Raw genomic sequence first — 13066 nt, forward strand, 5'->3', positions numbered from 1 at the left:
GGGCGAAAAGCACGACGACCCCGCAATTCTGGAGTGGATTGCGGGGTCGTGTGGTGGAGACAGGTCAGGCGACCGGAACCGGGTGCTTCACCGTCTCGGCGCCCTGGTTACGCAGCTGCTCGAGCTTGGAACCCTCGACGTCGATATCGGGCAGGATGCGGTCGAGCCACTTCGGAATCCACCACGACCACTTGCCCATGATGACCAGCAGCGCGGGCACGACGACCATGCGGACGATGAAGGCGTCGATCGCCACACCGGCGGCCAGCGCGAAACCGAAGGACTTCGCGGTGACATCGGTTTCCAGGATGAACGAGCCGAACACCGAGATCATGATGATCGCCGCCGAGGTCACGACGCGGGCGCCGTGGTGGTAGCCGGAGACCATCGCGTCCTTGGGCGACTTACCGTGCACGAATTCCTCGCGCATGCGGGTCACCAGGAACACCTGGTAGTCCATCGCCAGGCCGAACACCAAGCCGATCAACATGATCGGCAGGAAGCTGACCAGCGGCTGCGGATCCTCGATCAGGCCGAGCTTGCCCTGCTGGAAGATCAGCACGGTCGCACCGAAGGTGGCGCCCATGGAGAGCAGGAACCCGAGGGCCGCGGTGAGCGGAACCAGGATCGAGCGGAACACCAGGATCAGCAGGACGAACGCCGCGCCCGCCACGATCGCCAGGTACGGCACGATCTTGCTGAGCAGCACGTGGTCGACATCGGCGTAGATGGCGGTGGTGCCGGTGATGCCGTACTCCATGCCGTACTGGGCCTTGAGCTCGCCTTCGGCGCCGCGCGCCTCGGCGACCAGGTCCTTGGTCGCCTGGTTGTTCGGGCCCGACTTCGGCACGCCGTTGAGCATGGCGCCCTGCTTGTTCTCGCTCCACTGCGGCTCGGTGACGTAGTCCATGCCCTCGTAGGAGGCGAGCCGGTCGCGCAGCGCGCCGACCGCGGCTTCCCGCTGGTCCTCGGGCACCGCGCTCAGGTCGGTGACGACCATCAGCACGCCGTTGCTGCCCTCGCCGAAGCCGTCGGTGCGCAGCTCGTAGGCCTTGCGGACGGTGGAGGTCTTCGGCATCGAGTCCTCGCCGGGCAGACCGAGGTTCAGGCCGGCCGCCGGGGCGGCGAGCGCGCCGAGCACGACCACCGACAGGATCAGCGCGACCCACGGTGCCTTGCCGATCAGGCGGGCGAAACGCTGGCCGTTGGTGACCGAGCGCTCGTCCTCGGGGTCGTGCTGGGCGACCAGCGGCAGCTTCGGCTTGAACAGCGACTTGCCGAAGGCGCCCATCAGCGCGGGCATCAGGGTGATCGCGGTGAGCACCGCGAAACCGGCGGCGATGGCGCCACCGAGACCCATGAAGGTCAGGAACTGCACGCCGACGATGCCGAGCGCGCCGAGCGCGATGATGACGGTCAGACCGGCGAACACGACGGCCGAACCGGCGGTGCCGAGCGCGGTACCGGCGGCTTCCTCGGCCGAATCACGCACGGCCAGTTCGTGCTTGTAGCGCGAGACGATGAACAGCGCGTAGTCGATCGAGAGCGCGATACCGATCATCGAGGCGAGGAAGGTGGTGAAGCTGGGGACCTCCATCACCGAGGTACCGAGCATGATCAGCGAGGTCGCGGCGCCGAGGCCGACGATGGCGGTCACGATCGGAACGACCGCGGCGACGAGGGCGCCGAAGGCGACCACCATCACGATCAGCGCGACACCCATGCCGATCAGCTCGGACTTGCCGCTCGGCTGCTCCTGCTTCATCGCGACGGAACCGCTGAGCTCGACGGTCAGGCCCGCGTTGCGGGCCTCGGCGGCGACGTCGTAGGCGGCGTCACGCTCGGCGTCGGTCACATCGGTGACGGCCTTGATGGTGAACGGCACGTTCAGCACCGCGACGGTGTTCGGCGCGGTCGAGCTGAGCACGTTGAGCGGCGCGCCCGAGCACTGCGACGGGTCGGGGTTGCTCAGGCAGCCCATCTTGTCGGTCAGCTCGATCGGGCTCATGAGCGGCTTCTCGTGATCGACGATCGGCAGCTCACCGAGCTTGGTGATGAAGGCGTCGATCGCGGCGCGGTTGGCCGGGTCGGTCAGCTGCTGACCCTCCGGCGCGCCGATCACGTAGGTGCCGGAGACGGCGTCGAACTTGAACTGTTCGGACATGCCGGGGAAGTGCTTGTCGAGGATCTCGTTGGCACGCGCCGAGGGCAGCGAGGGCATGCTGAAGTCGTTGGTCATCGGCTTGCTGAGCGTCGCGCCCAGGCCGCCGAGCAGGACGAACAGCAGTAGCCAGACCGGCAACACGATCCACTTGCGGCGGAAAGCGAACTTTCCCCATCTGTACAGGTATACGGACACGAGGGTGTGCTCCTAGCGCGAAGAACTCGGGTGGGATCAGGCTCGTAGACAGCACTCGCGGGTCGTCCCCTGTGGACCCGCCTCCACATCGTCGTTTTCTGCCTACCGTGCGGTAGGTAGAATACCGATACGGTAAGCGGAGGGGCAACCTCAATTTTGGGGGTGCCGCAGAGGTCGCACCGAATCATGGGAGGATTGGCTGATGGCTGCCCGAGAAGTCGCCGATACCGTTACCGCAGGTAGAAGCACCAAAGAGGCGATCCGCGACGCCGCGGTACAGCTGTTCGCGGCCAAGGGATTCGAGCAGGCGAGCCTGCGCGAGGTTGCCGATATGGTGGGAATCACAAAGGCGTCGCTCTACTACCACTACCCGTCCAAGCTCGATCTGCTCATCGCGATCATCGACCCGATCATCGACCACATGCGCGACATCGTCGAAGACATCGACGCCGTCCCCTACAACGACGAGGGCATCCGCGCGGTCCTGCGCACCTACCTGCGCGGGATGATCCGGCACCGCGACGCCGGCGCGCTCTGCGTGCGCGACACCGCCGCGATCGTCAACGCGATCGCCGATCGCTACCCCGACCTGATGGAACCCACCAGGGAACTGCGGTTGTGGCTGGCCGGTCCCGACCCGACGACGGAGTCCCTGCTGCGCGCCGCCGCCGCGATAGAGGTGCTCGGCGTGGCACTGCTGTCGACCGAACTGGCGCCAGGCGTTACCGACACCGTGGTGGAGAAGACCCTGCTCGACGCGGCGACCTGCGTACTGACCGCGTGCGGGACCGCGTAAGTTCGAGACGTGCATATCACCGCCAGGGTCGATTACGCGGTGCGAACGTTGCTCGAGCTCGCCGCGGCCGACGGAGTCGTCAAGGCCGAGGCCATCGCCGCCGCAGCGCAGATCCCACCGAAGGTGCTCGAGACCGTCCTGTCCGAGCTGCGCCGTGCCGAGCTCGTGTTGAGCAGGCGCGGACCCGACGGTGGCTATCGCCTCGCCAGGCCCGCGCCGGAGATCTCGGTGGCCGATGTCATCCGGGCCGTGGAGTCGCCGCTGGCCTCGGTGCGCGGACAGCGTCCCGAGGACGTGCGCTATCCCGGCGCCGCCGAACCGTTGCAGCAGGTGTGGATCGCGCTGCGGGTCAATATCAGGGCCGTGCTGGAGAACGTCTCGATCGCCGATATCGCGGCCGACCGACTGCCCGGTTTCATCGGTGAACTCGTCGCGGATCCGGGCGCGTGGGCGCGTCGCGAGCCGCGGACACCCGCCGCGCCGTGAGTTGTCCACAGGCCGGGAACTTATCCACAGCCCTGTGAAAACATCGCGTCACCGATTACCCGCACGCGGTAGCCTGCGATCATCATGTTGATCACCCTGCTGCGGACCTATCTGGCCCCGTACCGCGCCCAGCTGGCGGGGGTTATCGCCCTCCAGCTGATCTCGGTCATCGCGATGCTCTACCTGCCAAGCCTCAATGCCGACCTGATCGACAACGGTGTCACCCAGGGTGATATCGGCTACATCTGGACCACCGGCCTGTGGATGCTCGCGGTCAGCTGTGTGCAGATCGTGGCGTCCTCGGCGTCGGTGTACTTCGGTGCGCAGGCGGCCATGGGCGCGGGCAGGGACATGCGCGGTGGCGTGCTGCACCGGGTCGAGACGTTCTCGGCCAGGGAGGTCGGCATGTTCGGCGCGCCGTCGCTGATCACCCGCTCGACCAACGACATCCAGCAGGTGCAGCTGCTCATCGTCATGTCGGTGACGATTCTGGTGATGGCTCCGATCATGTGCATCGGCGGCATCGTCATGGCGCTGCGCGAAGACCTCGGGCTGTCCTGGCTGCTGCTCATCGCGGTCCCCGCGCTGGCGCTGGCGATGGGCACGATCGTGGCGCGGATGGTGCCCGGCTTCCGGCAGATGCAGGCGCGCATCGACGATGTGAACCGGGTGCTGCGCGAGCAGATCACCGGTATCCGCGTGGTGCGGGCGTTCGTGCGGGAACGGCAGGAGATCTGGCGCTTCGGGATGGCCAACACCGCGCTCACCGACGCCTCGTTGCGCGTGGGCAAGCTGATGGCGCTGATGTTCCCGACGGTCATGCTGATCAGCAACCTCACCGCCGTCGCGGTGATCTGGTTCGGCGGCCACCATGTCGACAACGGCACCATGCAGATCGGCTCGCTCACTGCGCTGCTGTCCTACATCATGCAGATCCTGATGGCCGTCATGATGGCCTCGTTCCTGGCCATGATGGCGCCGCGCGCCGCCGTCTCGGCCGACCGGATCGGCGCGGTGCTCGAGACCGAGTCCTCGGTCCGCCCGCCGCGGCTGCCGCAGCCCTTCGCCGGTGACCCGGCCACGGTCGACCTGCAGTTCGCCGAATTCGCCTTCCCCGGCGCGGAGAAGCCGGTGCTGCGCGGCATCCGCTTCCAGGTTGCTCCCGGCACCACCACCGCGATCGTCGGTTCCACCGGCTCGGGCAAGACCACCCTGATCAACCTGATCCCGCGACTGATCGACGTCACCGACGGCGCGGTCTACGTCGGTGGCACCGATGTTCGCCACCTCGACCTCGAAAGCCTGCGCGGCGGGATCGGATTGGTGCCGCAGAAGGCGTACCTGTTCTCCGGCACCATCGCGAGCAACCTGCGCTACGGCCATCCCGGCGCCACCGACGACGAACTCTGGCACGCGCTCGAGGTCGCCCAGGCGGCCGATTTCGTACGCGAGATGCCGCAGGGGCTCGAGACGCCGGTCGCCCAGGGCGGCACCACGGTCTCCGGTGGCCAGCGACAGCGCCTGTGCATCGCCCGCGCGCTGGTGCGCAAGCCGCGCGTCTACCTGTTCGACGATTCCTTCTCCGCGCTCGACGTCGCCACCGACGCCAGGCTGCGCGCCGCGCTGAAGCCCGAGACCGCCGACGCGTCGGTGATCATCGTCGCCCAGCGGATCGCGACCATTCGCGACGCCGACCAGATCGTCGTCCTCGAGGACGGCGCGATGGCAGGCATCGGCACCCATGAACACCTGATGCAGCGGTGCCCCGAGTACCGCGAGATCGTCGAGTCCCAGCTGAGTGTGGAGGAGGCTCGATGAGGCCAGGCGGACCCGTACCCGGCGCCCCGGGCACGAAGGCCAAATCGTTCGGCCCGTCGCTGAAGCGCCTGCTGCGCAGGCTCGCGCCGGAACGCGGCGCCGTCGGCACGATCATCGGCCTGGTGATCACCTCGGTGGTGCTCAACACGCTGGGCCCCTACCTGCTCGGCAAGGCAACCAATCTGGTCTTCGACGGCTTCGTCGGCAAGCAACTCGATCCGCGGTTCACCAAGGAACAGACCATCGAGATGCTGCGCGACCGGGGCGAGAACACCCGGGCCGACATGCTCTCGGCGATGGACGTCATCCCCGGTACCGGCATCGATTTCGACGCCGTCGCCCGGGTGCTGATGATCGTGCTCGCGCTGTACGTGGCGGCCTCGGTGTTCGGCTGGCTACAGGGCTACCTGCTCAACATCGTCATCAACCGGACGGTGAAGCGGCTGCGCGACGAGGTGGAGAACAAACTGCACCGCCTGCCGCTGCGCTACTTCGACACCTCGCCGCGCGGTGACGTGCTCAGCCGCGTCACCAACGACGTCGACAATGTCTCGCAGAGCCTGCAGCAGACGATGAGCCAGCTGCTGGTCTCGCTGTTCACCGTGATCGGCATCCTGATCATGATGTTCTGGATCTCGCCGCTGCTCGCGCTGATCGCCTTGCTCACCGTGCCCGCCGCGATCGTGGTCACCGCGCAGATCGCCAAGCGATCCAAGCCGCACTTCGTCGACCAGTGGAAATACACCGGCGCGGTGAACGCCTCGGTCGAGGAGGCCTACACCGGCCACGAGATCATCACCGCGTTCGGCCGCGGCCGCGAGGTCGGCAAGGAGTTCGACGAGCGCAACCAGAAGCTCTACGACGCGAGCTTCAAGGCGCAGTTCATCTCCGGCCTGATCATGCCGGCCATCATGTTCCTCGGGAACGTGAACTTCGTGTTCATCGCGCTGGTCGGCGGCCTGCGGGTGGCGACGGGCAACCTGTCGCTCGGCGAGGTGCAGGCCTTCATCCAGTACTCGCGCCAGTTCAGCCAGCCGCTCACCCAGATCGGCGCGATGGCCAACCTGCTGCAGTCCGGCGTCGCCTCGGCCGAGCGGATCTTCGAGATCCTCGACGCCGAGGAGCAGAGCCCCGACCCGCTGGTGGAGAACCCGCGTCCGGTCGATCGCGGCCGGGTCGAGTTCGAGGCGGTGTCGTTCGGCTACGAGCCCGAGGTGCCGGTCATCGAGCGGCTGTCGCTGGTCGCCGATCCAGGGCACGTGGTCGCCATCGTCGGCCCGACCGGGGCGGGCAAGACCACCCTGGTCAACCTGCTGATGCGCTTCTACGAACTCGACGCGGGCACCATCGCGATCGACGACGTCGACGTCACCACCATCACCCGCGACCACCTCCGGTCCCGGATCGGCATGGTGCTGCAGGACACCTGGCTGTTCAAGGGCACGATCAGGGAGAACATCGCCTACGGCAATCCCAACGCCTCCGAACACGACATCCTCGCCGCGGCCCGCGCCGCCTACGTCGACCGGTTCGTGCACTCGCTGCCGCACGGCTACGACACGGTGATCGACGAGGAGGGCGGCGGAGTCAGCGCGGGGGAGAAGCAGCTGATCACCATCGCCCGCGCGTTCCTGGCCAAGCCGTCGATCCTGATCCTGGACGAGGCCACCAGCTCGGTCGACACCCGCACCGAACTGCTGGTCCAGCACGCGACCGCGGCCCTGCGTCGCGACCGCACCAGCTTCGTGATCGCCCACCGCCTCTCCACCATCCGCGACGCCGACCTGATCGTGGTGATGGAGAAGGGCCGCATCGTCGAACACGGCACGCACGAGCGGCTGCTCGAGGAACGGGGCGCGTACTTCCGCCTCTACAACGTGCAGTTCGCGGCGGCGGAGCTGTAGGAACAGGGTGTCCGGTGTCACGCCGGGCAGCCCTGGCACGATGGGCGGGTGGCCGATCCCAGCGAGTTCTCCTTCACCGTAGGCACCCGTCTCGACGGCGGGCGGCACGGCCGTACCGGCGTCATCGGTACCCCGCACGGCGAGATCGCCACGCCCGCCTTCATCCCGGTCGGCACCAAGGCGTCGGTGAAGGCGGTGCTACCGGAGACGATGAAGGACCTCGGCGCCCAGGCGCTGCTGGCCAACGCCTACCACCTGTACCTGCAGCCGGGCGCCGACATCGTCGACGAAGCCGGTGGCCTCGGCAAGTTCATGAACTGGCCCGGCCCGACCTTCACCGACAGCGGCGGCTTCCAGGTGATGTCGCTCGGCGTCGGATTCAAGAAGGTCCTGGCCATGGAGGCCGTCGACATCCGCTCCGACGAGGTGATCGCCGAGGGCAAGGAACGCCTCGCCACCGTCGACGACGACGGCGTCACCTTCCGCTCGCACCTGGACGGTTCGAAGCATCGCTTCACGCCCGAGGTGTCGATGGGCATCCAGCATCAGCTCGGCGCCGACATCATGTTCGCCTTCGACGAGCTGACCACGCTGCTGAATACCCGTGGCTACCAGGAGAAATCGCTCCAGCGCACGCACGAATGGGCGCAGCGCTGCATCGATGAACACGAGAAGCTCACCGGTGACCGCGGCCACCGGCCCTACCAGGCGCTGTTCGCGGTGATCCAGGGCGCGCAGTACGAGGACCTGCGGCGCAAGGCTTGTCGCGAGCTCGAGGAGATCCGCGGTTCCGGCGGAACGGAATTCGACGGCTACGGCATCGGCGGCGCGCTGGAGAAGCACAACCTCGGCGCCATCGTCGGCTGGTGCTGTGACGAACTGCCCGAGCACAAGCCGCGCCACATGCTCGGCATCAGCGAACCCGAGGACATGTTCGTCGCCATCGAGAACGGCGCCGACACCTTCGACTGCGTCAACCCGTCCCGGGTGGCGCGCAATGCGGCGATCTACGTCGACGAGGGCCGGTTCAACATCAACACCAGCCGCTTCCGCCGCGATTTCACCCCCATCGACGAGAACTGCGACTGCTACACCTGCGCGCACTACACCCGCGCGTACCTGCATCACCTGTTCAAGGCCAAGGAGATGCTCTCGGCCACCCTCTGCACGATCCACAACGAGCGGTTCACCGTGCGGCTGGTCGACCGGATCCGCGAGAGCATCGATGGCGGCTACTTCGACGAATTCAAGGCCGAGTTCCTTGGTCAGTGGAAGGGCCGGGTCAAGGCCCCGGGCGCCTAGATACGCGAAGCGGCGGACCGGAATCCGGCCCGCCGCCCACTGCGGAACTCAATCGTGCAATGCGTCGACCTTCGCCGGGGCGTAGGTCGGTTCGGTCTTCTTGAGGAACGCGATCACGCGGTAGGTGATCGGCATGACGATGATCTCGACCAGCGTCTTCCACAGGAAGCCGACGATCACGTAGTTGACGAACGACTGCCAGCTGTCGATACCGATGGCGGTGGCGGCGATCGAGCAGAAGATCAGCGTGTCGGCGAACTCGCCGACCACGGTGGACCCGAGCAACCGGGCCCACAGGTGCTTCTCCTTGGTGCGTTCCTTGATCAGCACCAGGGTGGCCGAGTTCAGCAACTGCCCGACGAAGTAGCCGGCCAGGCCAGCGAGCACCAGCTGCGGCGTGGTGCCGATGACCGTGCGGAACGCCTCCTGGTTCTCGTAGAAGCCCGCGGCGGGGAGCCGGATCGCGATCGCGAAGGCGCCGACGGTCAGCAGCAGCGCGGCGAAACCGGTGTAGATGGCGTGGCGGGTGGCACGGAAGCCGTACACCTCGCTGAGCACGTCACCGAGGATGTAGGCGAGCGGGAAGAGGAAGAAGGCGCCGTCGGTCGCGATCGGCAGGATCTGTAGCGGGCCGAGCATCACCGACTTGTCGGCGAAGAACTCGACGCCCTTGGTGGCGCAGATGTTGGAGATGATCAGCGTCGCCGTGAACAGGGCGACAATTACCGGGTAGAACCCCCGCGCAACCTGGGCGAACGCCGCGTGGTCCGGCGCGGGGCGCCCAGATTCGGCAGGTTGGTCGAGCGTGTTTGCATCAGTCACGGCTCCTATCCAACCAAGGTCGGGGTGCCTCACGGGCGCGGGTTGTGGAATAGGCTGTACCAATGACGAATCCCGGCGATTCCGACGAATGGTGGAAGCAGTACGGCGGCTCCGGCGTGTCGCCGGAGTCCGGCGCGCCGGGTTCGGTGCCGCAGTACCCGCAGCAGCAGCCGTCGCAGCCTTCGAACTACCCGTCGACGCCGCAGTATCCGCAGCAGCCCGCCCAGCCGGGTTCGGCGCCGCAGTACCCGCAGCAGCCGTCGCAGCCGCAGTACCCCAACTACCAGCAGCCCTCCGCGCCGCAGTACCCGCAGCCGCAGCAGCCGCCGGCCTACGGCGGCGCCTACCCCGCCGGGGGCGGATACCAGCCGTACGGCGGATTCCCGCCGCCGCAGGGCACCAACGGCCTGGCGATCGGCGCGCTGGTCTCCTCGCTGGTCGGGTTGTGCACCTGCATCGGTTCGATCGTCGGCATCGTGCTCGGCATCATGGCGCTCAACCAGATCAAGGAGCGCGGCGGTGAAGGCCGTGGCATGGCGCTGGCAGGCATCTGGATCGGCGCGATCACGATCGTGCTCGGCATCCTCTACTTCGTGTTCGTGTTCATCTTGGGCATGTCGGGCGCTTTCGATTCGTCCACGTCCACATACTGATCCGGCAAACGAACAGGGGCGCTTCCGTACTCGGAAGCGCCCCTGACGTTTTCGTCAGCTGAAGATCAGCCCTTGACGACCTGCGTGCCGCCGGCGAACTTGTCGTGCCAACCCTGCTTGTTCGGGTCCTGCGAGATGGTGACCATGATGTAGATGGTCAGGCCGAGCCCGATCAGCGAACCGATGCAGGGGATCGCGCTGGCACCGGTGAACAGGTTGCGCTTGAGGGACTGCTCGGGGGTCAGCTTCGGCGCTCCACCGGGCGCGACCACGCGCAGGCCGAGAATCTTCTTGCCCAGCGTCGTGCCCTGGCTGACCTCCATGCCGACGAAGTAGCCGTACACCGCCAGCGACAGGATCGCGGAGGTGATGATCTGGCCACCCGTGCCGCCACCGACGACGAGCCCGAGCACGATCGACAGGGGGATGCCGATGATCAGGTTGTCGATGATGCGCGCGCCGATCCGGACGCCGAGGTCGGCGGCCTGCGTGCCGCCATAAGCCTGCTGGCCGTACGGATCCTGGCCGTAGCCGGGCTGCTGGCCGTACTGGCCCTGCGGGTAGGCGGGCTGCTGCTGCTGGCCGTACGGGTCCTGGTTGTAGCCGGGCTGGGGCTGCCCATAGGGCTGCTGCTGCCCGTATCCCGGCTGCTGGCCGTAACCCGGCTGCTGCTGGCCGTAAGGGTCCTGGCCGTAGCCGCCGGGCTGACCGCCCTGCGGGTACTGGTTGGGGTCGTAACCACCGCTGGTCATAATTCGTCCTCGTCGTGATCAGTAGATCGGTCGCTGCGTACGTTACGGACATCCCTCTGGTCGGAACAACCCGATGGACTCGAGTATCCATGGTTTTTTCGGTACGCGCCTTGCGTTAAAAACTTCGCGGAGCTCTGCTGTTGTCCGTGCGGAGTAGCCGAGTGAATCCGCGATCGCCGCCACCACGTCCTCGGGCGTGTTGCCCAGCGCGCGTTGGTCCGAAAGGCTCACGGCGCCGTCGCGTTTGGCCAGCCGCTTGCCCTCCTGATTGAGCACCAGCGGCACGTGCGCGTAGGTGGGCGCGGCCAGACCGAGCAGCTCGGCGAGATAGGCCTGGCGCGGTGTCGACGGCAGCAGGTCGTCGCCGCGGACCACCTGGTCGACGCCTTGAGCCGCATCGTCGAAGACGACAGCCAGGTTGTAGGCGGGGATACCGTCGCCGCGGCGCAGCACCAAATCGTCGACGGCGCCGTGATATCGGCCGTGCAGCAGATCGGTGATCTCGAAATCGTCGACGTCGGCGCGCAATCGCAGTGCGGCGGGCCGTCCTTCGGCGCGCCGGGCCGCGCGTTGCGCGCCACTGAGGTGACGGCAGGTGCCAGGGTAGGCACCCATCGGCCCGTGCGGCGCCGAGGCGGCCTTCTGGATTTCGCGCCTGGTGCAGAAACATTCATAGGTGCGTCCCGCCGCGGTGAGTTCGGCGATCGCCGCGTCGTAGATCGGCAGCCGCTCGGACTGGCGCACCACGGGGCCGTCCCAGTCGATGCCGATGGCGGCGAGATCGTCGAGCTGGCGTTCGGCGGCGCCGGGTCGGACCCGGTCGAGATCGTCGACGCGGAGCAGGAACGCGCGTCCGGTGGTGCGGGCGAACAGCCAGGCCAGGATCGCGGTGCGCAGATTGCCCAGGTGCAGTTCACCCGACGGACTCGGGGCGTACCGGCCTGCGCCGGTGGAAGGGCTGGTTGGCACCAAGCAAGCTTAGGCGTACCTCCACCTCCGCTCCGGCCGTGCTCGGGTCTGACGAGGGCTGACGCGCTGCGCCGATCAGGCGCGCTCGTGGCACAGCCGCGGTCGCAGCTCTTCCTCGGTGATGGCGGTCCCCGCGTCGAGCGCGGCGAGCAGCTCGGCCGCGTGGGCGATCAGCCCGGCACGGTCCACCTCGTGCTGCTGGGCATTCGCCGGGTAGGAGCCGAGCCGCTCGCTCGCGCGGCGCAGGAGAGTACCCGCGCCCTTGGCGTTTCCACGCTGGATGTGGGTGATGCCGACGGCGTACTGCGCGAGGCCCTGCCAGAGCATCCGCTCGGCTACCGGTCCGTTCTTCCACGCCGCCTCCAATACCTCGTGGGCATTGAATGCCAAACCGTCGTCCAGCAGTTGCTGAGCGAAGGTGAGAGTTTGCTGGGGCGCGAGCTCGAGGTCGTCCGGAATTCGGGCGACTCCGGCACTGCCGGGTGGCAGCGGCCTGCCGAGCCGGTCCCTGGGGCGGTCGTTACGGGCACGACCTGCGGCATCGCGGTCACGGGAGATCATTCCCCCATGATCCACGCCTGCCGCCGATGGTGCGCACGGGACTGGTGGAGCTGCTGAGAAATTGACGTATCACGGACTAATCACATGGAAGTAATAGTTGATGTGTCAGCCGGATACGGAATGGGTATGACGGTCCGGCAATGCTCCCGCAAACGTGAAGCTTCGCAAGCTTGGCAAACCCATATGAGAAAGCAAATTCTCATCCGCAAACTTGCGGAAGACCTGCTAGTGTTTCTTCCGCGGGGGCAGCCCCCGGAGGCGGAAACGCCTCGATGCGCTGGTTCGTGCCGATCGGTTGCGCGCGCCGTGTGGCAGTGCCCTGTGTGCCACGAAGTAACTCGTCGGTCGCGCCGGATATCGGAATGTTGCAACGATTCCTGGAGTAATCCCGTTCTCGATCATGCAAAGGAGTAAGTGCCGTGGAGGTTGATGTGACGGACGCTGTGTGGCGGAAGAGCACCTACAGCGGACCCGATGGGAACTGCGTGGAAGTGGCCTTTCTCGCCGGCGGCGATGTCGCGGTCCGCGACACCAAGGATCGCGGTCGCGGTCCCGTGCTGGCCTTCGGACCGGGAGAGTGGCGAGCGTTCCTAGCCGACGTCACCTCGGGAGAGTTCGCGCGCGGCTGATCCGCGCCATGCGCC

The 13066-nt window shown here is 67.0% G+C and carries 12 protein-coding genes; 7 read left to right on the forward strand and 5 right to left on the reverse strand.

Going from position 1 to position 13066, the window contains the following annotated elements:
* Positions 1-64: 64 nt before the first annotated feature.
* Positions 65-2359, reverse strand: a complete 2295-nt coding sequence (locus ACWF9G_RS18595; protein ID WP_379307444.1) for an MMPL family transporter — start codon at positions 2357-2359, stop codon at positions 65-67.
* 202 nt (positions 2360-2561) lie between these two features.
* Between ACWF9G_RS18595 and ACWF9G_RS18600 the strand changes: the two genes are divergently transcribed.
* The 5 genes from ACWF9G_RS18600 to tgt all read left to right on the forward strand — a co-directional run bounded on the left by ACWF9G_RS18600 (position 2562) and on the right by tgt (position 8665).
* Positions 2562-3155, forward strand: a complete 594-nt coding sequence (locus ACWF9G_RS18600) for a TetR/AcrR family transcriptional regulator (protein WP_452516629.1) — start codon at positions 2562-2564, stop codon at positions 3153-3155.
* 9 nt (positions 3156-3164) lie between these two features.
* Positions 3165-3641 (forward strand): RrF2 family transcriptional regulator, encoded by a 477-nt coding sequence (locus tag ACWF9G_RS18605; protein ID WP_189032238.1) that lies wholly within the window; start codon positions 3165-3167, stop codon positions 3639-3641.
* A gap of 84 nt (positions 3642-3725) precedes the next feature.
* Positions 3726-5459: an ABC transporter ATP-binding protein gene (locus ACWF9G_RS18610; protein WP_452516630.1), complete on the forward strand. Its 1734-nt coding sequence runs from the start codon at positions 3726-3728 to the stop codon at positions 5457-5459.
* Entirely contained in the window at positions 5456-7363 is a 1908-nt protein-coding gene (locus ACWF9G_RS18615; RefSeq protein WP_452516632.1) for an ABC transporter ATP-binding protein, read from the forward strand. Before ACWF9G_RS18610 ends, ACWF9G_RS18615 begins: the two co-directional genes overlap by 4 nt.
* Positions 7364-7411: 48 nt before the next feature.
* Positions 7412-8665, forward strand: coding sequence for a tRNA guanosine(34) transglycosylase Tgt (tgt, locus tag ACWF9G_RS18620; protein ID WP_452516634.1), 1254 nt, complete (start codon positions 7412-7414; stop codon positions 8663-8665).
* 48 nt (positions 8666-8713) lie between these two features.
* On the opposite strand, the gene ACWF9G_RS18625 is transcribed toward tgt, so the two are convergent.
* Positions 8714-9487, reverse strand: coding sequence for a queuosine precursor transporter (locus tag ACWF9G_RS18625; protein WP_373291753.1), 774 nt, complete (start codon positions 9485-9487; stop codon positions 8714-8716).
* Positions 9488-9549: 62 nt separating this feature from the next.
* On the opposite strand from ACWF9G_RS18625, the gene ACWF9G_RS18630 reads away from it, so the two are divergent.
* Positions 9550-10140: a DUF4190 domain-containing protein gene (locus ACWF9G_RS18630; protein ID WP_379307455.1), complete on the forward strand. Its 591-nt coding sequence runs from the start codon at positions 9550-9552 to the stop codon at positions 10138-10140.
* Positions 10141-10205: 65 nt separating this feature from the next.
* Here the strand turns inward: ACWF9G_RS18630 and ACWF9G_RS18635 are convergent, their stop codons facing one another.
* From ACWF9G_RS18635 to ACWF9G_RS18645, 3 genes are all read right to left on the reverse strand, one after another.
* On the reverse strand, positions 10206-10892 hold the full coding sequence (locus tag ACWF9G_RS18635; RefSeq protein ID WP_452516636.1) for an RDD family protein: 687 nt from the start codon (positions 10890-10892) through the stop codon (positions 10206-10208).
* 42 nt (positions 10893-10934) lie between these two features.
* A complete protein-coding gene (gene gluQRS, locus ACWF9G_RS18640) occupies positions 10935-11861 on the reverse strand; it encodes a tRNA glutamyl-Q(34) synthetase GluQRS (protein WP_452516638.1) in 927 nt (308 codons plus the stop codon).
* Positions 11862-11936: 75 nt separating this feature from the next.
* Positions 11937-12422 (reverse strand): DUF309 domain-containing protein, encoded by a 486-nt coding sequence (locus tag ACWF9G_RS18645; protein WP_452516639.1) that lies wholly within the window; start codon positions 12420-12422, stop codon positions 11937-11939.
* A gap of 431 nt (positions 12423-12853) precedes the next feature.
* Here ACWF9G_RS18645 and ACWF9G_RS18650 point away from each other — a divergent pair, with 431 nt between their 5' ends.
* Positions 12854-13051, forward strand: coding sequence for a DUF397 domain-containing protein (locus tag ACWF9G_RS18650; RefSeq protein ID WP_379307463.1), 198 nt, complete (start codon positions 12854-12856; stop codon positions 13049-13051).
* Positions 13052-13066: the final 15 nt, after the last annotated feature.

It is taken from the genome of Nocardia sp. NPDC055029 (genome assembly GCF_053608525.1).

What these genes read in the sequence shown, in the direction of transcription:
- ACWF9G_RS18600 (WP_452516629.1), top strand. Translation starts at nt 2,562, where the DNA reads ATGGCTGCCCGAGAAGTCGCCGATACCGTTACCGCAGGTAGAAGCACC.
- ACWF9G_RS18635 (WP_452516636.1), bottom strand. Translation starts at nt 10,892, where the DNA reads ATGACCAGCGGTGGTTACGACCCCAACCAGTACCCGCAGGGCGGTCAG.
- ACWF9G_RS18645 (WP_452516639.1), bottom strand. Translation starts at nt 12,422, where the DNA reads ATGATCTCCCGTGACCGCGATGCCGCAGGTCGTGCCCGTAACGACCGC.
- ACWF9G_RS18615 (WP_452516632.1), top strand. Translation starts at nt 5,456, where the DNA reads ATGAGGCCAGGCGGACCCGTACCCGGCGCCCCGGGCACGAAGGCCAAA.
- ACWF9G_RS18630 (WP_379307455.1), top strand. Translation starts at nt 9,550, where the DNA reads ATGACGAATCCCGGCGATTCCGACGAATGGTGGAAGCAGTACGGCGGC.
- ACWF9G_RS18610 (WP_452516630.1), top strand. Translation starts at nt 3,726, where the DNA reads ATGTTGATCACCCTGCTGCGGACCTATCTGGCCCCGTACCGCGCCCAG.